Annotated in this window: 22 protein-coding genes and 1 riboswitch; of the genes, 13 read left to right on the forward strand and 9 right to left on the reverse strand. The window is 72.5% G+C overall.

Going from position 1 to position 21,066, the window contains the following annotated elements; all coding sequences use genetic code 11:
* Positions 1-11: 11 nt before the first annotated feature.
* The 3 genes from ACI1MP_RS31710 to ACI1MP_RS31720 form a co-directional block, all read right to left on the reverse strand.
* On the reverse strand, positions 12-2,180 hold the full coding sequence (locus tag ACI1MP_RS31710; protein WP_404870111.1) for an MMPL family transporter: 2,169 nt from the start codon (positions 2,178-2,180) through the stop codon (positions 12-14).
* A gap of 141 nt (positions 2,181-2,321) precedes the next feature.
* The gene (locus ACI1MP_RS31715) at positions 2,322-2,711 is read right to left on the reverse strand and encodes a DUF302 domain-containing protein (protein WP_380333610.1); all 390 of its coding nucleotides are present in this window, start codon (positions 2,709-2,711) and stop codon (positions 2,322-2,324) included.
* A gap of 159 nt (positions 2,712-2,870) precedes the next feature.
* Positions 2,871-3,812 carry a cytochrome c oxidase assembly protein gene (locus ACI1MP_RS31720; RefSeq protein WP_380333609.1) on the reverse strand — a complete coding sequence of 314 codons (942 nt, stop codon included), beginning with the start codon at positions 3,810-3,812 and terminating at the stop codon, positions 2,871-2,873.
* A gap of 152 nt (positions 3,813-3,964) precedes the next feature.
* Between ACI1MP_RS31720 and ACI1MP_RS31725 the strand changes: the two genes are divergently transcribed.
* Complete coding sequence (locus ACI1MP_RS31725) at positions 3,965-5,374, forward strand: FtsW/RodA/SpoVE family cell cycle protein (RefSeq protein ID WP_380333608.1); 1,410 nt, start codon at positions 3,965-3,967, stop codon at positions 5,372-5,374.
* A 19-nt stretch (positions 5,375-5,393) separates the two neighbouring features.
* Here ACI1MP_RS31725 and ACI1MP_RS31730 read toward each other — a convergent pair whose 3' ends face one another.
* Entirely contained in the window at positions 5,394-6,389 is a 996-nt protein-coding gene (locus tag ACI1MP_RS31730) for an LPXTG cell wall anchor domain-containing protein (RefSeq protein ID WP_404870112.1), read from the reverse strand.
* 35 nt (positions 6,390-6,424) lie between these two features.
* Between ACI1MP_RS31730 and ACI1MP_RS31735 the strand changes: the two genes are divergently transcribed.
* Entirely contained in the window at positions 6,425-6,667 is a 243-nt protein-coding gene (locus tag ACI1MP_RS31735; protein WP_404870113.1) for a hypothetical protein, read from the forward strand.
* Positions 6,668-6,995: 328 nt separating this feature from the next.
* Here the strand turns inward: ACI1MP_RS31735 and ACI1MP_RS31740 are convergent, their stop codons facing one another.
* Positions 6,996-7,601, reverse strand: a complete 606-nt coding sequence (locus ACI1MP_RS31740) for a TetR/AcrR family transcriptional regulator (RefSeq protein WP_404870114.1) — start codon at positions 7,599-7,601, stop codon at positions 6,996-6,998.
* Positions 7,602-7,708: 107 nt separating this feature from the next.
* On the opposite strand from ACI1MP_RS31740, the gene ACI1MP_RS31745 reads away from it, so the two are divergent.
* Positions 7,709-8,821, forward strand: coding sequence for an ABC transporter permease (locus ACI1MP_RS31745; protein WP_387998737.1), 1,113 nt, complete (start codon positions 7,709-7,711; stop codon positions 8,819-8,821).
* On the forward strand, positions 8,818-9,468 hold the full coding sequence (locus ACI1MP_RS31750) for an ABC transporter ATP-binding protein (RefSeq protein ID WP_404870115.1): 651 nt from the start codon (positions 8,818-8,820) through the stop codon (positions 9,466-9,468). Before ACI1MP_RS31745 ends, ACI1MP_RS31750 begins: the two co-directional genes overlap by 4 nt.
* Before the next feature lie 206 nt (positions 9,469-9,674).
* On the opposite strand, the gene ACI1MP_RS31755 is transcribed toward ACI1MP_RS31750, so the two are convergent.
* The 3 genes from ACI1MP_RS31755 to ACI1MP_RS31765 form a co-directional block, all read right to left on the reverse strand.
* Complete coding sequence (locus tag ACI1MP_RS31755; RefSeq protein ID WP_404870116.1) at positions 9,675-11,063, reverse strand: FAD-dependent oxidoreductase; 1,389 nt, start codon at positions 11,061-11,063, stop codon at positions 9,675-9,677.
* Positions 11,064-11,252: 189 nt separating this feature from the next.
* A complete protein-coding gene (locus ACI1MP_RS31760) occupies positions 11,253-11,891 on the reverse strand; it encodes an MSMEG_1061 family FMN-dependent PPOX-type flavoprotein (protein WP_404870117.1) in 639 nt (212 codons plus the stop codon).
* 44 nt (positions 11,892-11,935) lie between these two features.
* A complete protein-coding gene (locus ACI1MP_RS31765) occupies positions 11,936-12,184 on the reverse strand; it encodes an SCO4226 family nickel-binding protein (protein WP_380333601.1) in 249 nt (82 codons plus the stop codon).
* 149 nt (positions 12,185-12,333) lie between these two features.
* A riboswitch (FMN riboswitch) is annotated at positions 12,334-12,461 on the forward strand.
* A gap of 187 nt (positions 12,462-12,648) precedes the next feature.
* Here ACI1MP_RS31765 and ACI1MP_RS31770 point away from each other — a divergent pair.
* The 9 genes from ACI1MP_RS31770 (at position 12,649) to ACI1MP_RS31810 (ending at position 20,091) form a co-directional block, all read left to right on the forward strand.
* Complete coding sequence (locus tag ACI1MP_RS31770; protein WP_380333600.1) at positions 12,649-13,308, forward strand: riboflavin synthase; 660 nt, start codon at positions 12,649-12,651, stop codon at positions 13,306-13,308.
* A 56-nt stretch (positions 13,309-13,364) separates the two neighbouring features.
* On the forward strand, positions 13,365-13,946 hold the full coding sequence (locus ACI1MP_RS31775) for a nicotinamide riboside transporter PnuC (protein ID WP_404870859.1): 582 nt from the start codon (positions 13,365-13,367) through the stop codon (positions 13,944-13,946).
* A complete protein-coding gene (locus ACI1MP_RS31780; protein WP_100585252.1) occupies positions 13,943-15,208 on the forward strand; it encodes a bifunctional 3,4-dihydroxy-2-butanone-4-phosphate synthase/GTP cyclohydrolase II in 1,266 nt (421 codons plus the stop codon). Before ACI1MP_RS31775 ends, ACI1MP_RS31780 begins: the two co-directional genes overlap by 4 nt.
* Positions 15,209-15,270: 62 nt before the next feature.
* Positions 15,271-15,756: a 6,7-dimethyl-8-ribityllumazine synthase gene (ribH, locus tag ACI1MP_RS31785; protein WP_043908255.1), complete on the forward strand. Its 486-nt coding sequence runs from the start codon at positions 15,271-15,273 to the stop codon at positions 15,754-15,756.
* Between the two features lie 104 nt (positions 15,757-15,860).
* The gene (locus ACI1MP_RS31790; RefSeq protein WP_043908254.1) at positions 15,861-16,133 is read left to right on the forward strand and encodes a phosphoribosyl-ATP diphosphatase; all 273 of its coding nucleotides are present in this window, start codon (positions 15,861-15,863) and stop codon (positions 16,131-16,133) included.
* A 33-nt stretch (positions 16,134-16,166) separates the two neighbouring features.
* Positions 16,167-17,015 (forward strand): ATP phosphoribosyltransferase, encoded by an 849-nt coding sequence (gene hisG, locus ACI1MP_RS31795; protein WP_043908251.1) that lies wholly within the window; start codon positions 16,167-16,169, stop codon positions 17,013-17,015.
* Positions 17,016-17,074: 59 nt separating this feature from the next.
* The gene (locus ACI1MP_RS31800) at positions 17,075-17,518 is read left to right on the forward strand and encodes a PH domain-containing protein (RefSeq protein WP_380333598.1); all 444 of its coding nucleotides are present in this window, start codon (positions 17,075-17,077) and stop codon (positions 17,516-17,518) included.
* A 204-nt stretch (positions 17,519-17,722) separates the two neighbouring features.
* Positions 17,723-19,063 (forward strand): hemolysin family protein, encoded by a 1,341-nt coding sequence (locus ACI1MP_RS31805; protein WP_380333597.1) that lies wholly within the window; start codon positions 17,723-17,725, stop codon positions 19,061-19,063.
* On the forward strand, positions 19,060-20,091 hold the full coding sequence (locus tag ACI1MP_RS31810; protein ID WP_380333596.1) for a hemolysin family protein: 1,032 nt from the start codon (positions 19,060-19,062) through the stop codon (positions 20,089-20,091). The genes ACI1MP_RS31805 and ACI1MP_RS31810 overlap by 4 nt, the downstream gene beginning before the upstream one ends.
* Before the next feature lie 52 nt (positions 20,092-20,143).
* On the opposite strand, the gene ACI1MP_RS31815 is transcribed toward ACI1MP_RS31810, so the two are convergent.
* Positions 20,144-21,022: an SDR family NAD(P)-dependent oxidoreductase gene (locus ACI1MP_RS31815; RefSeq protein WP_404870118.1), complete on the reverse strand. Its 879-nt coding sequence runs from the start codon at positions 21,020-21,022 to the stop codon at positions 20,144-20,146.
* Positions 21,023-21,066: the final 44 nt, after the last annotated feature.

The following is a 21,066-nucleotide window of genomic DNA, read 5'->3' on the forward strand; positions in this document are numbered from 1 at the left end:
GGGAGGGGGTGTCAGGAGTGCGAGAAGGGGATGTTGGGGAGGACGCGGTCGAGCCAGCGGGGCGTGTGCCAGGCGGCGCGGCCGGTCAGGCGGAGCAGGACGGGCAGCAGGACCAGGCGGACCAGGGCGGCGTCCAGCAGGACGGCGACGCCGAGCACGATGCCCATCTCCTTGGGGGGCAGCGGGCCGGAGATGGCGAAGGTGAAGAACACCGCGACCATCACGGCGGCCGCCGCGAAGATCACCCGGCCGGAGTGGGACAGCGCGCCGACCATCGCCTTGCGCGGGTCGCCGGTGCGCTCGTACTGCTCCTTCGCGGAGGCCAGCAGGAAGACGGTGTAGTCCATCGCGATCGCGAAGATCATCGCGAAGAAGAACACCGGCGCCCAGCCGTCCAGGAAGCCCTGCGGGGTGAAGCCCAGCAGTCCTGAGCCGTGGCCGTCCTGGAAGACCAGCCGGGCGACGCCGAACGCCGCGCCGGTGGACAGCAGGCTGGCCGCGGTGCCGAGTGCCGCGATCAGCGGGGCGCGCAGCGCGAGCAGCAGCAGCACGAAGCCGAGCGCCATGACGACGCCGATCACGAGCGGGGTCTTCTCGGTCAGCAGGTGCTGCAGGTCGAGGTTCTCCACCGCGGCGCCGCCGACCAGGGTGTGATCGGGCAGTTCGGCGCGCAGCGTGTTCACGGTGTGGCCCAGCTGCGGGTCGGACGGGTCGACGGACGGGACGGCCTGGATCATCGACCAGTTCGCGCCGTCGGCGGCCGGCATCGCGGGCATCACGCCGGCGATCCCGGGCGTGTTGGCGACGGTCTGCGCGGTGGCCGCGGCCTGGTCGGTGGGGGTGAGGATCTGCAGGGTGCCGGGGGCGCCGTCGCCGAACGCCTGCTGGACGGCGGTGTAGCCGGCCTTGGCGCTGGCGTCGTCGGGCAGCACGTTGATCGAGGGCATCGCGGTGCGCAGGCCGATCACCGGCGCGGCCAGTGCCAGCAGGGCGACCAGGGCCAGTGCGCCCCAGCGCAGCGGCTGCTTCCACAGCCGCTCGCCCCAGGCCTCGAACCGCGGCGAGGTCTGCGCCTCGCGCTTGGCCCAGGGCAGCGACACGGCGTCGACGCGGTGGCCGAGCCTGCCGAGTACGGCGGGCAGCAGGGTCAGGGTGGCGGCCAGCACGAACAGCACGGCCAGCATGATGCCGCCGGCCATCGAGCGGAACGCGGGGGACGGGACCAGCATCACGGCGGACAGGCTGACCAGCACGGTGGCGCCGGAGAGCAGCACGGCCTTGCCCGCGGTGTCCATGGTTTCCGCGACCGACCGTGAACTGTCGCTGCCGCGTTCGGACTTGGCCCGGGCGGCGCGGAACCGGACGACCAGGAACAGCGCGTAGTCGATGCCCAGCGCGAGGGCGAACATCATGGCGAAGTTCATCGCCCAGATGGAGACCGGGAACAGGTGGCTGATCAGCACCAGCGAGCCGGCCGAGGCGGCCAGGCCGGCCATGGTCAGCAGCAGCGGCAGTCCGGCGGCGACCAGCGAGCCGAACGCCAGCACCAGGATGGCCAGGGTGACCGGCCAGGACATGATCTCGGACTTCATCATCGCGTCGTGGTTGGCGGTGTTGAAGTCGCTCCACAGCACGGAGGCACCGGTCGCGGTGACGTCCACGCCGCCGCCGGACAGCTCGCGCAGCGGCTCCTTCAGGTCGTCGGCGGCGCGCACCATGTCGTCCGGCGAGGCGTTGGCGCCGGCCAGCAGCACGGCCGTGCGGCCGTCCTGGCTGATGGTCGCGCCGGGCTGCGGCGGGACGACGGTGGAGATCCGGGAGTCGGCGGCGGCCAGCGCGGTGACGCGGTCGACCACCTGCTGCACGCCGGGGTCGGTCACCGGGCGGTCGGCGTGCACCACGATCTGGATCGCGGAGGAGGCGTTGCCCGCGAAGTGCTCCTCGGCGAGGGTGCGGACCTTCACCGAGTCCGAGCCGTTGGCCTGCCAGCCCGCGCCGGAGAGCGCGGAGGTGACCTTGGGGGCGAAGGCGCCGAGGCCGATCACCACGATCAGCCAGCCGACCAGCACGGTCTTGAAGTGGTGGACGGACCAGACGCCGAGGCGGCCGAGCAGCCCGTCCCGGGGCGGGGCGACGGCCGGGGGCGCGGAGGCGGCCGGCGCGGGGGCGGAGCGGTTCACAGGTGTTTCTCCAAGCGGGCGGGGGGATCCGCCGATCCAAGGGTAATACCTAGGGGGGTATATGCGGGGGCAGGCGGAGGCCGGGGTGTGAATGCAAGGGGGGCGGGGGGCGTGGGGGCGCCCCCTGCCGGGGTGTGCGGGTCAGGCCTTCAGGGCCGCCATCGCGGCGCGCAGCTTGGCGGCGGCCTCGTCGGCCACGGCGCCGAGCTCGGGACGGCCGGTGAACTGCACCATCAGCTGCGGGTCCATGGCCTCGACCAGGATGCCGCCGCCGATGTCGCGCACCACCACGTTGCACGGGAGCAGCAGGCCGACCCGGCGGTCGATCTCCAGGGCGCGGTGCGCGATCGGCGGGTTGCAGGCGCCGAGGACCAGGTAGTCCTCCATCTCGACGCCGATCTTGGCCTTCAGGGTAGCGGTCATGTCGATCTCGGTGAGGATGCCGAAGCCCTGCTCGGCGAGGGCCGCGCGGACCCGGTCGGCCGCGTCCGTGAACGGGTGGTTCAGGAGGGCGGTGAAGTCGTCGGTCATGTCGCCGAGCCTCTCTGGTCGATGCCGCGGTTGTCCGAATTGGGGCGCTTCGATACCCCCATGGGTATTCAGCGTACGTCGGGTGCAACCGGACCGCCGGGAGGTGCATTCCCGGGCGCGCCGGGTGACGTGCGTCTCACCCGGCCGGCCGGACGTCGATCAGCCGCCGTAGCGGTGGCGCAGATTGGGGTCGTCCAGCCACCACGGCCGGTCGCCCGCCGGGGCCTCGCCCGCGTCCACCGCCCGCTCGGCGGCCTGTTCGGCGGCGTCCAGCGCGGCGTCCACGGCGGCGGTCTCGGCCCGGCCGGTGACGATCAGGCGGCGGATCAGCGCGACCAGGAACGGCAGGCCGACCAGGTCGCCGAGGATCCAGATCGCGTTGCCGCCGACGAACTGGTCCCGGGCGAGCGAGGGGCCCCAGTCACGCGCCAGCGAGGCGTAGTACGGTTCGGCGATCAGCCGGCCGCCGTACAGCAGCACCAGGGCGAGCGCCGCGTCGAACACCACCTCGACGAAGGTGATCACCACGCTCAGCAGCAGCGGGTACTCGTGCGCCACCGGGTCCAGTTGCAGGCGCGGCCAGAAGTACAGCAGACCGAGCAGCACCAGCAGCAGGTGGAAGCCGATGTTCCCGGCGGTGCTGGTCAGCGTCTCCCGGTACCAGGGCGTGAAGTACAGCAGCCACGGCGGGGCGACCAGCAGCACGGTCGACACCAGCGGGAACATCAGCACCCGGGAGACCCGGCCGCCGAGCGCCGCGCGCAGCCGCTCCCGGCCGGCCGCCGGCAGCGTGTCGGCCAACAGCGAGACGGGGGCGCCGAGCGCCAGCAGCAACGGGACCAGCATCAGCAACAGCACCAGCTGCACGGCGCGGTCGGTGAACAGCACCCGCTCGTACACGCCCAGGCCGGAACTGGTGGTCCACACCCACACCGCGAGGCCGCCGAGGAACGCCGCCGTCCGGTACCAGGGCCAGCCGCCGCGGCGGCGGACGCCCACCAGGTAGCTGCCGGCCAGCAGGACGGTCAGGGCGGCGACGGCCGGCTCCAAGGTCCAGGTGTCGGCCAGCGCCGACCAGTGCCAGGGCGCGGAACGGGACATGGCGGTGGCTCTCCTTCGGTCGTTCTGCGGCCGCGCCGCCCGGCGGGTGGAACCGGAGGCGGGTGCCCGGCGTCGTCGCAGCGCCGGGTCCGTGCGAGGATCCGGCATTGAAGTTCTACACGCCTGTAGAAATCTACTGGGAGGGGGGCCGGGTGGGACGCACCGAACGCAGTGTCGGCAGCCGCCGCGCCGCACACCGCCGGAACGTCGAACTCGGCCTGCTGACCCTCGCCGTGACGGTCTGCCTGGCCGGCTGGTGCACCGCGAACCTCGCCCTGCGCGGCATCCTCCCGCCCGGCCTGCTTCCCTACGGCGCAGGCCTGACCGCCCTCGCCGCCGTCCTGCACCTCGTCGTCCGCCGCTTCGCCCCCTACGCCGACCCGCTGATCCTGGCGCTGGCGGTGCTGCTCACCGGCTTCGGCCTGGTGCTGCTCGACCGCCTCGACCACTCGTACGCGATCTGGCACGCCGCCAAGGGCGACTGGCAGAAGATCCCCGCCGCGCCGAGCCAGGTGCAGTGGACGGTGATCGCCATGCTGGCGGCCGCCGTGCTGCTGGCGGCGGTCAAGCACCACCGGCTGTTCCAGAAGTACGTCTACCTGATCATGGCGGGCGCCCTGGTGCTGCTGGCCGCGCCCGCGTTCTTCCCCGGCGACAGCTTCGGCGCCAAGCGCTGGATCCGGCTCGGCGGGCTCTCCTTCGAACCCGACGAGTTCGTCAAGGTCGCCATCGCGGTGTTCTTCGCCGGCTACCTGACGGCCAACCGGGACGCGCTCGCGCTGACCGGCCGCAAGGTGTGGGGCGTGAACCTGCCGCGCGGCCGCAACCTCGGGCCGGTGCTGGCGATCTGGGTGATCAGCCTGCTGGTGCTGATCTTCGAACGCGACCTCGGCACCTCGCTGATCTTCTTCGGCGTCTTCGTGGTGATGCTCTACACCGCCACCGAACGCACCGGCTGGGTGCTGATCGGCCTGCTGATGGCCGCCGCCGGCGCGTCCGTGGTCGGCGACCTGGAACCGCACGTGCACGGCCGGGTCGAGGCCTGGCTGCACCCGCTCGACTACTACAAACCGGTGCACAACCCGGCCCTGGTCTCCGACCAGCCCGCACAGGCGATGTTCAGCCTCGGCAGCGGCCAGGTGCTGGGCACCGGACTCGGCCAGGGCAAACCCTTCCTGATCGGCTTCGCCGGACGCAGCGACTTCATCTTCACCACCATCGGCGAGGAACTCGGCCTGGCCGGCGGCATGGCCGTCCTGCTGCTCTACGGTCTGTTCGTGCAGCGCGCCCTGCGCACCGCCGTCGCCGTCACCGACCCGTTCGGCAAACTCCTCGCCACCGGCCTGGCCGCCGCCGTGGCGCTCCAGGTCTTCGTGGTGGTCGGCGGCGTCACCGGGCTGATACCGCTGACCGGCAAGGCCCTGCCGTTCCTCGCCGCGGGCGGCTCCTCGCTGACCGCGAACTGGCTGCTCACCGCCGTCCTGATCAAACTCTCCGACGCCGCCGGCCGGGCCGAACTGCAACCCGCCCCGGAACCGCTCGACGCGGCCCGGGGCGGGTGAGGGTTCGTCGGCTGCGCCGTCAGTGCCGGCGTCGGCGGGCCGCCGCGAACAGGGTGCCGCCGGCGATCAGCAGCACGGTGGCCGACACCGCGACCAGCAGCGGCAGCGGCGAGGAGCCGGTGCTGGGCAGCGCATGGTGGCCGGGCGTCCCCTCCACCTCCTCCGACCCGGGACCCTCCGGGGCGGACGGCTGCGGGCCGCCCGGGGCGCCGGCGGACGGGGGCGGCGTCGGAGTCGGCGTGGGCGACGGGGACGGCGACTGCGACGGGGCCCGGCGGGTCATCCGGTTGGTGACGGTGACCGTCGAGGTGTGCTCGGCGGGGACGGTGAACTCCTCGCCCAGCGTGATCGGCGTGCTGCTGCCGTCGTCGCTGGTCAGCACCGCGCTGGTGAAGACGGTGACGCCGTCGGCCGCGCCGGTGGCGGGCTCGGTGAGGACGCAGGTGGCCGGCGGGACGGAGGTGCGCACCTCGATCTCGCCGCGGTCCGTGCCCGGCGGGACGTCCAGGCCGAGCGGCTCGGCGTAGGCGGGGCACCGCAGGTCCAGGTGGGCGGTGCCCGGGCGCAGCCCGGTGTCGTCGCTGGTCACCTTGACCACGTCCAGGCCGGTGAAGTGGTGCAGCCGGTTGGTGAACCGGCAGGTCGGCGTCGGGTGGTCGGCCGTCAGGTTCACCTCGACCACGGCCTGCTCCAGGTCCGTCCGGCCCTGGCCGGGCCCGCAGTCCGCGGCCTCCAGCTCCCACCAGCCGTCGTCGGGCGGCGCCGGCAGCAACTCCTGGACGACGTACCGCACTCCGGGGCCGACCGGGAGCAGGTCGGCGGCCGGGCCGGAGGAACCGTCGGCGGGGTGCGCGGTGGTCGGGGTGCCCTCGGCGGTGGTGGTGACGACGGCGGACTGCGGGTTCGGGAACGCGACGCTCTCGTCCCGCGGCTCGGGGCCGGCGCTGATCGTGTAGCGGAAGGTGCCGGTGCCACCCTCGGTGACCTTCTCGATGTCGATCCGGCCGCCGGGCACGGGCGGCCGCGAGCTCGTTCGCGTCCAACTGCACCGTGACCGCGCCCTCCAGCGTGCGGCCGGTCGGGTTGCCCTGCGCGTCCAGCTCCGGGGTGCTGTCCTGGGTGGTGATGCCGGTCCGCAACTGCATGGTCACGGCGGTCAGTTGGAGCGTCGCCGGGGACTTGGCGGTGAACCCCGTCCCGGTGCTGAACGACCACCCGGGCAACGGACGGCACGGCGGGACGGGCGTCCCCTCCGCCTCGGTGGTCGGATTAACCGCCACGCCGGGGGCGTAGTTCGAATCCGGGCCGAGATCCCGCAACGACTCCTGGATGTTGTTGCGGGCCTTGTTGGCCATCACCTCGTCGTACTTGTCGCACACCCGCGCGACGTACGTGACCAGCAAGTGTCGGAAGCCTACGGTGCAGCCGCGGCCGCACCGGGGAGTGCCGCGAGGACCGCAGCGATGAGCAGGAACCGCAGAGTGCGCATGACGACCCGTCGGATCGGCGATAGGGGCGTCCTGAGCTGAACATGCGGCCGCGAAGTACAGGAGCGAGTGCGGGGCCTGACGCAGCGCCAGTCGCCCGAGCGGGCGCGAGACGCTCATGCGGAAGGCCGCGATCACATCTGGTTGTGCCGTGCGCCCCGGATCGCGCTGAGGGCGGCGACGGCCATGGTGGTGGCGCGGTCGGTGGTGGGGGCGTACGGGGCGCCGGATTCGAGGGCGGTGACGGTCGCGTTCACCAGGCCCTGGAGGAGTTGGGCGGTGAACTCCGGTCTGTCGTCGCCGAGTTCGACGAGGGCGGTGATCAGGGGGGTGAGCAGTTCGCGGTGCGCGTGGCCGGCGGCCTCGCGCAGGGCGGCGGCGTCGCGGTCGCCGGCCAGCGCGCGGGCGATGCGGTGCTCGCCGTCGCGGACCAGCTCGCACTGGGCGCGGACGTAGGCGGCGACCCGTTGCTCGGGGGTGTCGGCGGCGGCCATCGCGGCGGCGATGCGCTCCGTCCAACGGGGGGCGGACTCCCGCACCACGGCCGAGAGCAGTTCGGCGCGGTCCGCGAAGTACTTGTAGACGCTGTTGCGGGCCAGGCCGGTGCGGCGGGCGACCGCGGCGAAGGTGACGGCCGCCGCGTCGCCCTCGCTCTCCAGCAGCTCGCGGGCAGCGTCGACCAGCGCCCGGCGCTGCTGGGCGCGATGGTCGGCGACCGTGGCGGCGCTGATCTTCGGCACCCCGACAGTCTAGAAGGCGGTACCCCCGGTGTTGGGGACGCAGTGTCGCCATGTTTATCTTGGGGACGCACTGTCCCCATCACTGTTCGCCTCTCGGAAGGAGCACGGTGTACCTCGCCCTGCTCGAACTCAAGGCCGCCCGCGGCCGCTTCCTGCTCATGGGCTGCGTCGTCCTGCTGGTCGCCGCCCTGGTCGGAATCGTCTCCGGGTTCACCACCGGACTCGGCGACGACACCGTCTCCGCGCTGCGCCGCCTGCCCGCGACCCACCTGGCGTTCTCCCCGGACGCCAAATCCGACCAGTTCGCCCGCAGCCTCGTCCCCGCCGAGACGCTGGCCGGCTGGCAGCAGCGCCCCGGCGTGCAGGCCACCCCGCTCGGCGTCACCATCACCCGCGGCACCACCGACCGGCACGCCGAGGTCGACCTCGCCGCGTTCGGCGTCGAGGTCGGCTCGTTCCTCGACCCGGCCGTCGAGGACGGTCAACGCCTCGGCGGCGACGGCCAGTTGGTGATCTCGCGGAAGCTCGCCGAAGAAGGCGTCGCGATCGGCGACACCCTCACCGTCGACCGGCTCGGCATCGCTCTCAAGGTCACCGGCATCACCGGCCGCGCCTCCTACGGCCACGTCCCGGCCGGCTACGTCACCACCGCCACCTGGCAGGCGATCCGCTTCACCGCCCCCGGCGCGAGCACGCCCGCCGCCGGGCTGCCGCAGCAGTACAGCGCGATAGCCCTGCGGGCGGCGTCCGCCGCGAACCTCGACGGCGCGGACGGCGAGCTCGGGACCAGGACCGTCGCGGTGACCGACGCGTACGCCGCCGCGCCCGGCTACACCGGCGAACGCGTCACCATGACGTCCATCCAGTTCTTCCTGTACCTGATCGCCCCACTGGTGGTCGGCGCGTTCTTCGGCGTCTGGACCGTCCAGCGGCAACCCGAACTCGCCCTGCTGCGCGCGATGGGCGCCTCCCGGCGCCGACTCCTCGGACACACCCTGGTCCAGGCCGCGGCCGTCGTCCTCGGCGGCACTCTGGCCGGCGCGGCACTCGCCTCCGCCGTCGGCCTCCTGGTCGGCACCGAAGTCCCGTTCAGCCTCCCCGGACTGGCCCTCACCGCGACCATGGCCACCGTCGCCCTCGCCGCCCTCGCAGGCGCCGCCCTCACCCTCCGCCGGGTCGCCACCGCCGACCCGATGACCATGCTGGGAGCCGGACGATGACCTCACTCACCCTGCGCCAGGTGTCCGTCTCGCTCGGCCACGGCGACGCGAGGACACCCGTCCTGCGAGACGTCTCCGCCGCGTGCCGCCCCGGCGAGCTGACCGCCCTGGTCGGACCGTCGGGCTCCGGAAAGTCCACCCTGCTCGCCGTGGCCGGTGCGCTGCTGCGACCCGACAGCGGACAAGTGCTGCTCGGCGACACGGACTTGGCGCAGCTCGGGGACGGAGAGCGGGCCAAGGCCCGGCGCGAACGGATCGGCTACATGTTCCAGAGCGGCAACCTGCTCGGCGGACTCACCACCGTCGAACAGCTGCTGGCGGCCGCGTCCATCGCCGGGCGCCCCGCCAGGCGGCTGCGCGCCGCGGCGGAGACGGCCCTCGGCGACGTCGGCCTCGGCCACCGCCTGCGCCACCGCGCGGACCAGCTCTCCGGCGGCGAGAGGCAACGCGTCGCCCTGGCCCGCGCCCTCTTCCTCGAACCCCAGCTCCTGCTGATCGACGAACCCACCGCAGCCGTCGACCGCGACCAGGCCGGCACCCTCACCGACCTGATCGCCCGCACCGCCCGCGCACGCGGCTGCGTGGCACTGGTGGCGACCCACGATCCGGTGGTCGTGGACGCGGCGACAGAGGTGATCACGATGTAAGGGATGCACCGACAGGGGCGCGTGGGGGTACCTCCCGGCCCGCCAGGGCTGGGGGAGAACTGCGCGAAGCGGAAGGCGCCCGACCGCAAAATCGCGACGCAGGACAATGACCTGCACTTGATCGCGACCTTGCGGACGGGTTCCGCGCTTGTCGCGCAGTTCCCCGCGCCCCTGTTTGCGCGCCTGCCCGCTCTCGCGCCTGCTGGCTACTGAGGCTTGCGCTCGGCAACCCTGTCGCTCGCCGAGGCGTCGAGCATCGCCACCCGGTCCACGACCTTCACCCGCTCGCGGCCCGAGGCACCGCCGAGGGCCTTCTCGTGGGCGTCGAGCCGGTGCCACCCCTCCCAGGTGGTGAAGTCGACGCCGCGGGAGCGGAGGAAGTCGACCACCGCGTCCTCGGCGGGCTCGGTGGCGGGGCGGAGGCGGCCGGAGGCGTGGTCGGCGACGAGGCAGGCGACGGTCTCGTTGGCGTCGCCCTTGGTGTGGCCGATCAGGCCGACGGGGCCGCGCTTGACCCAGCCGGTGACGTAGACGGAGGGGAGGTGGGCGCCGTTCTCGTGGACCCGGCCCGCCTCGTGCGGAACGGTCGAGGAGAGGGCGTCGAAGGGCAGCTTCGGCAGCTCGTCGGAGCGGTAGCCGACCGCGCGGTAGACCGCCTGGACGGGCCACTCGCGGAAGGCGCCGGTGCCGACGGTGTTGCCGGTGCCGTCGAGTTCGGTGCGCTCGGTGCGCAGGGCGACGACCCGGCCGTCCTCGCCGAGGACCTCGACGGGGTTCTCGAAGAAGTGCAGGTGGATGCGGTGCGGGCGGTCGCCGATGTCGCGGATCGCCCAGTTCTCCAGGGTCGAGGCGACCATGTCGGCCTGCTTGTTGGCGCGCCGGGTGGCGATCGAGGCGTCGTCGTAGTCGATGTCCTCGGGGTCGACGATCACCTCGATGGTGGGGGAGTGGTCGAGCTCGCGGAGTTCCATCGGGGAGAACTTGGCCTGCGCGGGGCCGCGGCGGCCGAACACGTGGACCTCGACGGCGCGGTTCGCGGACAGGCCCTCGTACACGTTCGGCGGGATCTCGGTGGGCAGCAGCTCGTCCGCGGTCTTGGCGAGCACCCGGGCGACGTCCAGGGCGACGTTGCCGACGCCGAGGACGGCGACCTGCTCGGCCTCCAGCGGCCACTCGCGGGGGACCTCGGGGTGGCCGTCGTACCAGGAGACGAAGTCCGCGGCGCCGTAGGAGCCGTCGAGCTCGATGCCGGGTATCGCCAGGTCACGGTCGGCCTCGGCGCCGGTGGCGAAGACCAGGGCGTCGTAGAAGCGGTGCAGCTCGTCGAGGGAGAGGTCGCCGGGGTAGTCGACGTTGCCGAGCAGGCGGACCTGCGGCTTGTCGAGGACCTGGTGGAGGGCGGTGACGATGCCCTTGATCCGCGGGTGGTCGGGGGCGACGCCGTAGCGGATCAGGCCGAAGGGGGCGGGCAGCCGCTCGATCAGGTCGATGGAGACACCGGGGGCGGTGGCCAGCTCGGACTTCAGCAGCGCGTCGGCGGCGTAGATCCCGGCGGGGCCGGCACCGACGATGGCCACCCGGACGGGGCGGGACATGGGCAGGTACTCCTGTTCGGCTCTGGGCGCGTACCGCCAGCCTTCCGGCGTGCGGGCGCGCCCGGTACGGTGCTTCGGCTTATGTCGTCATAAGCCGAAGCTATGGCCCCCCAAAGTTCTGCCTATGCGGCTTTCCCCGTGCCCTCCAGCATGCACGAAGCCCCGCCCCGCCCCCGGACCGGCCCCGACTCACTCGTAGCGCAGGCGCAGCGACTCCTCCTCGGCGGCCAGGATCCGGTCGAGCGTCAGCGACGGGTCGTCCAGGTGGGACAGGGTGATCTCGGCGGAGCTGGGCATCGCGTCGGCGGGCAGCCACTGCTCGGGATTCCAGGCCGAGCTGCGCAGCAGTGCCTTCGGGCAGTGCCCGTAGACCTCGTCGGTGGACACCACGATCGCGCTGCGCGGCGGCTTGCCGACCGGGGTGAGCTGTTCCAGCAGCCGCGGGTCCGTGCTGACGCAGGCCCGGCCGTTGATGCGCAGGGTGGCGGCCCGGCCCGGCGCCAGGAAGATCAGCCCGGCCTTTCCGGTGGCGACGATGTTGTGCAGGCTGTCCAGCCGGCGGTTGCCGGTGGCGTCGGGGACGGCGATTGTCCGCTCGTCCAGCACGGAGACGAACCCGGGCGGGCCGCCGCGCGGGGTGGCGTCGCAGTTGCCGTCCGCGTCGGCGGTGGCGACGAACACCAGGGAGGCGCAGCCGATCAGCCGGCGGGCCGCCTCGTGCAGGCGGTCGACCTGCTTGCGCTGCACCAGCGGGCTCGGCTGCTCGTACAACTCCCGCAGTCGGGCCGGGTCGTGGATCGCCTCAGCGGCGAGGGCGTCGAAGATCACGCGACCCGACCCTATCCCTGTTCACCGCGTCCGCGGCGAGCGGGTCAGATCTGCAGCGGAACGGGGTGCACCTCGTCGGCGGGGTGTCCGGTGCGCTCGTGGACGCGCTGGACGGCCTCCTTGGACGGTGCGGAGGACAGGCAGTAGACGGTGCCGGACTCCGGGTCGGCCCAGGCCTGCCGGAACTCCACGCCTTCCCTGTCCTGCACCGCGAGGTCCGCCTCGTGGGCGGCCTTCAACTGTTCGGCGGTGATGCCGGCCATCCCGTGGTGGACGTCCATGAACATCGTCATCGTCGCTCAACTCCTCGGCCGGGAGCCCCCCGTGCGGGGGCGCTCACCTCCACCCTGCGCCCCGGGGCGTGAACCAGGCCACAGGGAGCGTTTCTTGCCTTCGACGTACATGCGCGTGCAAGAATGCTGGTGCAGTAGCAGTGACGTTCAGCGCACTCCGGGGTCGGTGAAATTCCGAGCCGGCGGTTACAGTCCGCGACCCGTCCGCAGCCAGCGGCCGGTTGACCAGGTGAAATTCCTGGACCGACGGTTAAAGTCCGGATGGGAGGCGTGCGCGGCGGACAGGTGTGTTCACACCACGGCCCACCCGAGGGCCGGGGTGCGGAAGCACGGCATTTCCGGCGGCGAACCCGTGCCACGACGACGAGTCATGGCCTCGCGGGGGCGTCCTCGGCACGCCACGTCCGCAGTCAACTCCCGAATGCCGCCCCGGAGTCCGCGCCCTAAGCGCGAGGAGAACCCGGGTGTTCACTGGCATCATCGAAGAGCTCGGCGAGGTTGTCTCCATCGAGGAGATCGGCGAATCCTCGCGAATCCGCCTGCGCGGCCCGCTGGTCACCGCGGACGCCCGCCACGGCGACTCCATCGCGGTCAACGGCGTGTGTCTCACCGTCGTCGACGACAGCGAGCAACTGGCCAAGCGCGACGGCGAGTTCAGCGCCGACGTGATGCGCGAGACGCTGCGCCGCTCCAGCCTCGGCGCGCTGCGCCCCGGCTCCCGGGTCAACCTGGAGCGGGCGATGGCGCTCGGCGCCCGACTCGGCGGCCACCTGGTGCAGGGCCACGTCGACGCCACCGGCACCCTGCTCTCCCGCGAGCCGGGCGACCTGGACGCCGACGGGAATCCGCGCTGGGAGGTGGTGCGTTTCTCCCTGCCGCAGCCGATCTCGCGCTACCTGGTGGAGAAGGGGTCGATCACCGTGGACGGAGTGAGCCTCACCGTCGTCGAGGCGGCCCTGGACAGCTTCACCGTCTCGCTGATCCCCGCCACGCTCGCCCTGACCACGCTCGGGGTGAAGGCGGTGGGCGACCCCGTCAACCTGGAGGTGGACGTGCTCGCCAAGTACGTGGAACGACTGCTCGAAACCCGTGCACTGCCCGACACCCTGGGGGAATCCAAGTGAGCGCGATCGCAGATCTGACCTTCACCGCCTTCGGCGAGAAGGTGAAGGTGGCCGACATGGTCGGCAACCTGATAGGGCTCGCCGGGCTGGCGTTCGGCTGGCGGCGCTCCGTGCTCACCTGGCCCGCCCAGCTGCTGGCCGGCGCCGTGCTGATCAGCGTGTTCCTCGGCGGGCAGGTGCCCGGCCTGATCGGCAAGCAGGTGATCGTCGTGGTCACCGCGGTCTGGGGCTGGACCCAGTGGAACCGCGGCCGCCGCGACACCGGCGAGATCGAGGTCCGGTTCGCCGGCTGGCGGCAGCGCGCCGTGCTGGTCCTGGCCACCGCGGCCGGCACCGCCGCCGTCGCCGCGCTGTTCAACGCCTTCCCGAAGCTGTCCTGGAACCCGCTGCTGGACGCGTACATCTTCACCGGAACGCTGGCCGCGATGTACGCCCAGGCCCGCGGCTGGGTGGAGTTCTGGTTCGCCTGGATCGCCGTCGACGTGATCAGCGTGCCGTACAGCTACGCCCATGGCTACGTGTTCTCCGCGCTCACCTTCACCGTCTACTTCGTCCTGGTGGTGGCCGGTCTGGCCAGCTGGTGGACGAAGGCCCGCACCGTCCGAACCGTCCCGCGCGCCGAGGGAGTTGCCGCATGAGCGCCGACCAGCCCGAAGAACCGATCGCCCTCGACCCGGTCGAACGCGCCATCGCCGACATCGCGCTCGGCCGTGCCGTGGTCGTGGTCGACGACGAGGACCGCGAGAACGAGGGCGACCTGGTGTTCGCCGCGTCGGCCGCCACCCCCGAGCTGATGGCCTTCACCATCCGCTACAGCTCCGGCGTGGTCTGCGCCCCGATGACCGGCGCCGAGCTCGACCGGCTCCGGCTGCCCCCGATGACCCAGGTCAACGAGGACCGCAAGGGCACCGCCTACACCGTCTCGGTGGACGCCCGCGAGGGCATCGACACCGGCATCTCCGCCGCCGACCGGGCCCGCACCGTCCGGCTGCTGGCCTCGCCAGGCACCGAGCCCGGCGACCTCACCCGGCCCGGCCACGTCTTCCCGCTGCGCGCGGTGGACGGCGGCGTGCTGGCGCGCGGCGGGCACACCGAGGCCGCCGTCGACCTGGCCCGGCTGGCCGGCCTCGCCCCCGCCGCGGCGATCGCCGAGGTGGTCAACGACGACGGCACCATGGCCCGGCTGCCCGAGCTGCACGCCTTCGCCCGCCGGCACGGCCTGGCGATCATCTCCATCGCCGACCTGATCGCCTACCGGCGCCGCACCGAACTGCACGTCGACCGCGTCGCCGTCACCGGACTGCCCACCGACCACGGCGAGTTCACCGCCGTCGGCTACCGCGGCACCATCGACGGCGTCGAGCACCTGGCCCTGGTGGCCGGCGGCCTGGACGCCGACGGGAAGCTCCCCGACGGCGAGGACGTGCTGGTGCGGGTGCACTCCGAGTGCCTGACCGGCGACGTGTTCAGCTCGCTGCGCTGCGACTGCGGCCCGCAGCTGCACGCCTCGCTGCGCGCCGTCGCCGAGGCCGGCCGCGGCGTGGTGCTCTACCTGCGCGGCCACGAGGGCCGCGGCATCGGACTGACCCACAAGCTGCGCGCCTACCAGCTCCAGGAGCAGGGCCGTGACACCGTCGATGCCAACCTCGACCAGGGGCTGCCCGCCGACGCCCGCGACTACTCGATCGGCGCGCAGATGCTCGCCGACCTGGGGGTGCGCTCGCTCACCCTGCTCTCCAACAACCCGGCCAAGCAGGCCGCGCTCACCGAGCACGGTCTGAAGGTCGCCGCCCGCCGCCCGCTGCCCACCGCCGCCGGCGCACACAACCTGCGCTACCTGCGCACCAAGCGCGACCGAATGGGCCACGACCTGCCGTGGCTAGAGGACGACAACAAATAGCCGTCGACGACAAGCAGCCGTCGAAGCACCCGTTCTGACGCACCGTCGAAAGAGGAACTGAAATGGCCGGACACGGAGCCCCCGTGCTGTCCCCGCAGAACTGCGCCGACCTGCGGGTCGCGATCGTCGCCGCGCAGTGGCACGACCAGGTGATGAACGGGCTGCTGGAGGGCGCGCTGCGCGCGCTCAAGGAGGTCGGGATCGAGGAGCCGAGCGTGGTCCGCGTCCCCGGCACCTTCGAGCTGCCGGTCGCGGCCAAGCAGCTGGCCGGTCGCGGCTACGACGCGATCGTCGCCCTGGGCGTGGTGGTGCGCGGCGGCACCCCGCACTTCGACTACGTCTGCCAGGGCGCGACGCTCGGCCTGACCCAGGTCGCGGTGGACACCGGCGTCCCGGTCGGCTTCGGCGTGCTGACCTGCGACACCGAGCAGCAGGCGCTGGACCGGGCCGGGCTGCCCGACTCCGTCGAGGACAAGGGCCACGAGGCGGCGACCGCCGCCGTCGCCACCGCGGCCGCGCTCCGCGAGGTCGTCGAGCCCTGGCGTTGATCGGCTGATCGCACCGTGGCGGTCCGTTCGGATGTCCAACGGACTGTCCACGGTGCGGAACCGTTTACCGCCCGTCAGCCCGCACCCCGTAAGGTGAGGTCATCATGGCTTCCAAGACATTCGAGGAGCTCTTCGCAGAGCTCCAGCAGAAGGCCGCCACCGGCGACCCCGAGACCTCCCGCACCGCCCAGCTCGTGCAGCAGGGCGTTCACGCCATCGGCAAGAAGGTCGTCGAGGAGGCCGCCGAGGTCTGGATGGCCGCCGAGTACCAGTCGCCCGAGGAAGCGGCGGAGGAGATGTCTCAGCTCCTCTACCACGTCCAGGTGATGATGATCGCTCGCGGGCTGACGCTCGAAGACGTTTACAAGTACCTGTAAATCCCACCGCAGTCGACGAAGGGTTCGCCTCTCATGCTCCGCATCGCCGTCCCCAACAAGGGTTCGCTCTCGGGTCCCGCGGCGGAGATGCTCCATGAGGCCGGCTACCGGCAGCGCAAGGACCCCAAGGAACTCGTCCTGGTCGACCCGGACAACCAGGTCGAGTTCTTCTTCCTGCGCCCGCGTGACATCGCCGTCTACGTCGGCTCCGGCCGGCTCGACATCGGCATCACCGGCCGGGACCTCCTGCTGGACTCCGCCTCGGACGCCGAGGAGGTGCTCGCCCTCGGCTTCGCCGGCTCGACCTTCCGGTTCGCCAAGCCGGTCGGCGCCGAGATCGCCACCGTGCAGGACCTCGACGGCCTGCGGATCGCCACCTCGTACACCGGGCTGGTCGAGCAGCACCTCGCCGAGCACGGCGTGAAGGCCACCGTCACCAAGCTGGACGGCGCGGTGGAGACCGCCGTGCACCTCGGCGTCGCCGACGTGATCGCCGACGTGGTGGAGACCGGCACCAGCCTGCGCAACGCCGGCCTGGAGGTGTTCGGCGACCCGATCCTGATCTCCGACGCCGTGGTGGTCCGGCCCAAGGGCGCCGGTCAGGACGCCGGCGTCGACCAGTTCCTGCGCCGCCTGCAGGGCGTGCTGGTGGCCCGCCGCTACGTGCTGATGGACTACGACATCCGGGCCGAGAACGTCAGCGCGGCCGTCGCGCTCACGCCCGGCCTGGAGTCGCCGACCGTGTCGCCGCTGCACACCGCCGGCTGGGTCGCGGTCCGCTCCATGGTGCTCCGCAAGGAGGCCCAGCGGATCATGGACGACCTGTGGGCGATCGGCGCCCGCGCCATCCTGGTCACCAACATCCACGCCTGCCGCATCTGATCCGTCACCGGAACGGGGGTCGCCCGCCCGGCGGCCCCCGCTTCTTCTTGGAGCCACCCGTGTCGACCCCCCTCACTCTGCCCGTCACCTGGGCCCCCCGCCGCAACCGTGCCGTGCTGCTCACGCTGGGCGCCCTGATGGTGGTGCTGTTCGCCGTGCTCGCCGTCGTGCTGCCGGAGAACTGGCAGCTCAGGGACCGGGTGATGATGGTGATCAGCGGGCTGCTGTTCGCCGCGGTCGGCCTGATGCTGGCCCGGCCCAAGGTGGTCGCCGACGCCGACGGGCTGACGGTGGTCAACTTCGTCCGCAGTCGCCGGCTGGCCTGGGCCGAGGTGGTCCGGGTCAACCTCAAGCACGGCGACCCGTGGGTGATGCTCGACCTCGCCGACGGCACCGCGCTGGCCGCCGTCGGCATCCAGCCCGCCGGCGGACGCGACCAGGCCGTCACGGCCGCCCGCACGCTGCGCGACCTGGTCGAGGAGCGGGGCGCGGCCCGGGGCTGACACGCCCCCGGCAGCCCGGCCGAACAGCGCCGGAGGACCGTTCGGGTATCGTCTACGCTGGTAAAACCGCGGCAAAGCCCACCAGTGTCAGGCCTGCCGCGTCCACCCGCGACCTGAGGAGTGACACCTCCCCTCGATGGACGATCCGTCCGGTAGTACCCGCGCCGCCATGCACATTCCGAGCCAGGGAAGGCGGGCGGCCCGATGACCACCGCCTGGCTCCTGCTGCTCGCGGCCTTCCTGCTCATCCTCGCCAACGGCCTGTTCGTGGCCGCCGAGTTCGCGTTCGTGACCGCCGACCGCGGTACCGTCGAACGCGCCGCGGCCACCGGCGACGGCCGGGCGAAGGGCCTGGCCAAGGCCCTGCACGAACTGTCCTTCCAGCTCTCCGGCGCCCAGCTGGGCATCACCATCACCTCGCTGGTGGTCGGCATGCTCGCCGAGCCGGCGCTGTCCACCCTGCTCTCGCCGGTGTTCACCGGCGTCGGCCTGCCCGACTCGGCGGCCCGCGGCACCGCGCTGATCGTCGGCCTGGTGCTGGCCACCGTGCTGCAGATGGTGATCGGCGAACTCGTCCCGAAGAACTGGGCGATCTCCCACCCGATGCAGGTCGCCTACGCCGTGGTCGGACCGCAGCGGGTGTTCTCCGCCGCCTGCCGCCCGCTGATCGCGTTCCTGAACGGCTCCGCCAACCGGATCGTCCGGCTCTTCGGCGTCGAGCCGCAGGAGGAACTCGGCCACGCCCGCACCGCCGACGAACTCCTCGCGCTCGCCCGGCACTCGTACCAGGCCGGCGCGATGGACGAGGAGTCGGCGACGCTGTTCGTGCGCACCCTGGGCCTGCGCGAGCTGACCGCGGAATCCGTCATGACGCCGCGGATCGACGTCGCCGCGCTCCAGCAGGACGCCACCGCCGGCGACGTGCTCAACCTCACCCGGGCCACCGGGCTGAGCCGCTTCCCGGTGTACAGCGACAGCCTGGACAACGTCACCGGCACCGTCACGCTCAAGGACGCCCTGGCCGTCCCCGCGGACCGCCGCGACCACACCAAGGTCCGCCACCTGGCGTCCCCGCCGCTGCTGGTCCCCGAGACGCTGCCCGCCGAGCGCCTGCTCGACCTGCTGCGCGGCCGCGAACCGATGGCCGTGGTGGTCGACGAGTACGGCGGCACCGCCGGCGTCGCCACCATCGAGGACATCGTCGAAGAGGTGGTCGGCGAGGTCCAGGACGAGCACGACCCCGCCGACACCCCCGACCTGCGCCCGCTCGCCCCGCGCGACGGACTGCCGGTCTGGGACGCCGACGGCCGGGCCCGGCTCGACCAGCTCGCCATGATCGGCCTGCACGCCCCCGACGGCCCCTACGAGACCCTCGGCGGACTGCTCGCCGACCTGCTCGGCAAGCTCCCCGCCGTCGGCGAGAGCGTCGAACTGCCGGGCTGGGAACTGACGGTGACCGCCGTCGACCGCCACCGCACCAGCCGGGTCGAGGTGCGCCGCACCCGCTCCGAGGACGACCACGAGGACCAGGACAGCAACCGATGAGCGCCCTGCAACTCGCCTTCTCGCTGCTCCTGCTGCTCGGCAACGCCTTCTTCGTCGGCGCCGAGTTCGCCGTCATCTCGGTGCGCCGCAGCCAGATCGAACCGCTCGCCGAGGCCGGCAACCGGCGGGCCCGCACCGTGCTGCACGCGCTGTCCAACGTCTCCGCGATGCTGGCCGCCGCCCAGCTCGGCATCACCGTCTGCTCGCTGCTGCTCGGCGCGCTCGCCGAGCCGACCATCGCGCACCTGCTGGAGCCCGCCTTCCACGCGCTCGGCGTGCCCGACTCGGCGATGCACCTGCTCAGCTACGCCATCGCGCTCAGCCTGGTGGTGTTCCTGCACATGGTGATCGGCGAGATGGTGCCGAAGAACCTGGCGCTGGCCGGACCGGAGAAGGCCGCGCTCTGGCTCGGCCCGCCGCTGGACCGGCTGGCCCGCTGGCTGGCCCCGGTGATCACCCTGCTGAACGCCTTCGCCAACGGCGTGCTGCGGCTGTTCCGGGTCGAGCCCAAGGACGAGGTCAACTCGGTGTTCACCAGCGAGCAGCTGCTGCACCTGCTGGCCGACTCCGGCGAGGCCGGCCTGCTCGACGACACCCGTCGCGAACGCCTGGAGGACGCCCTGGAGATGGGCAGCCGCCCGGTCACCGAGGTGCTGCTGCCCGCCGACCAGCTGGTCACCGTGGGCCGTGATGTCACCGGCGACCAGATCCAGCAGCTCGCCGTGCGCACCGGCTTCTCGCGGTTCCCGGTCGCCGACGAGCAGGGCATCGTGCTCGGCTACCTGCACGTCAAGGACTCGCTGGAGGTCGACGACCTGACGGCGCCCGTCCCGGACCGGCTGTGGCGGCCGATCACCGTGGTCCGCTCCGGCCTGCGGCTGGACGACGCGCTCGCCTCCATGCGCCGCGCCGCCGCCCACCTGGCGGCCGTGGTCGACGCGGACGGCCGCCAGCTCGGCCTGGTCGCCCTGGAGGACGTGCTGGAGGAGCTGGTCGGCGAGGTCCACGACCCGGACCACCGACACTGATCACCCGCTGCTCCCGGCCCCGTCGCACTCGTTGCGGCGGGGCCGCCGCCGTTCACGGCAGTTCCACCGGGTACGGCTCGGCGAAGTCGGCGGAGCGGCTGACCTGCTCCCAGGCGGTCGCCTCGGCGAGCTGGCGGCGGGACCAGTCGAGCGCCATGGTCACCGCGTTCACACCGAGCAGCAGGTGGCTCGGGGCGTCGCCGCGCTTGACCGTGCGGACGATGATCGCGGCGGCGCGCTCCGGGTCGCCGGCGGCCCCGGCCTCGCCCTGGCGCATCCGCCGGTTCATCGCGCCGACCGTTTCGTCGTAGGCCTCGGGGACGGGAAAGGCGGTCATCGAGGCGCCCGCCCAGTCGGTGGCGAAGCCGCTCGGCTCGACCACCAGGTACCGGATGCCGAACGGCGCGGTCTCGGTGGCCAGCACCCGGGTGAAGCCGTCGACGGCGAACTTGGCGGCCTGGTAGGAGGCGATGCCGGGGGAGCCGCCGACCCGCCCGCCGACCGAGGAGAACTGCACGACGGTGCCCGACCCCTGCCGTCGCAGTGCGGGCAGCGCCGCCTTGGTGACGTGGTAGACGCCCCAGAAGTTGGTCTCGAACTGGGCGCGGAAGTCGGCGTCGTCCGAGGTCTCGACCGGCGAGACGTTCGCGTAGCCGGCGTTGTTCACCAGCACGTCGATGCGGCCGAAGCGGGCGAGCGCGGCGTCGATCGCGCTCTGCGCCGCCACGGGGTCGGTGACGTCCAGGGGCACGGTGAGGACGCGGTCGCCGTACTCGGCGAGTTCCGCGGCGAGGGGCTCGGGGCGGCGGGCGGTGGCGACGACCAGGTCGCCCGCTTCGAGGGCGGCGGTGACCAGGGCGCGGCCGAAGCCGCGGGACGAACCGGTGATGAACCAGACCTGCTGCTGGGTGGTGCGCGCTTCATCGCTCATGGGTTTAGTACAACACCGTTCTCTTAATAGCGCAACACTGTTGC

The organism is Kitasatospora griseola, from assembly GCF_044999035.1.
GTDB classification, from domain to species: domain Bacteria; phylum Actinomycetota; class Actinomycetes; order Streptomycetales; family Streptomycetaceae; genus Kitasatospora; species Kitasatospora griseola.

Bases quoted from the DNA above. Each gene is read 5' to 3' on its own strand.
- ACI1MP_RS31715 (WP_380333610.1), bottom strand. From the start codon at position 2,711: ATGACCGACGACTTCACCGCCCTCCTGAACCACCCGTTCACGGACGCG.
- ACI1MP_RS31720 (WP_380333609.1), bottom strand. From the start codon at position 3,812: ATGTCCCGTTCCGCGCCCTGGCACTGGTCGGCGCTGGCCGACACCTGG.
- ACI1MP_RS31750 (WP_404870115.1), top strand. From the start codon at position 8,818: ATGACCTCACTCACCCTGCGCCAGGTGTCCGTCTCGCTCGGCCACGGC.
- ACI1MP_RS31755 (WP_404870116.1), bottom strand. From the start codon at position 11,063: ATGTCCCGCCCCGTCCGGGTGGCCATCGTCGGTGCCGGCCCCGCCGGG.
- ACI1MP_RS31765 (WP_380333601.1), bottom strand. From the start codon at position 12,184: ATGACGATGTTCATGGACGTCCACCACGGGATGGCCGGCATCACCGCC.
- ACI1MP_RS31775 (WP_404870859.1), top strand. From the start codon at position 13,365: ATGGTCGGCAACCTGATAGGGCTCGCCGGGCTGGCGTTCGGCTGGCGG.
- ACI1MP_RS31780 (WP_100585252.1), top strand. From the start codon at position 13,943: ATGAGCGCCGACCAGCCCGAAGAACCGATCGCCCTCGACCCGGTCGAA.
- ribH (WP_043908255.1), top strand. From the start codon at position 15,271: ATGGCCGGACACGGAGCCCCCGTGCTGTCCCCGCAGAACTGCGCCGAC.
- ACI1MP_RS31790 (WP_043908254.1), top strand. From the start codon at position 15,861: ATGGCTTCCAAGACATTCGAGGAGCTCTTCGCAGAGCTCCAGCAGAAG.
- hisG (WP_043908251.1), top strand. From the start codon at position 16,167: ATGCTCCGCATCGCCGTCCCCAACAAGGGTTCGCTCTCGGGTCCCGCG.
- ACI1MP_RS31805 (WP_380333597.1), top strand. From the start codon at position 17,723: ATGACCACCGCCTGGCTCCTGCTGCTCGCGGCCTTCCTGCTCATCCTC.
- ACI1MP_RS31810 (WP_380333596.1), top strand. From the start codon at position 19,060: ATGAGCGCCCTGCAACTCGCCTTCTCGCTGCTCCTGCTGCTCGGCAAC.
- ACI1MP_RS31815 (WP_404870118.1), bottom strand. From the start codon at position 21,022: ATGAGCGATGAAGCGCGCACCACCCAGCAGCAGGTCTGGTTCATCACC.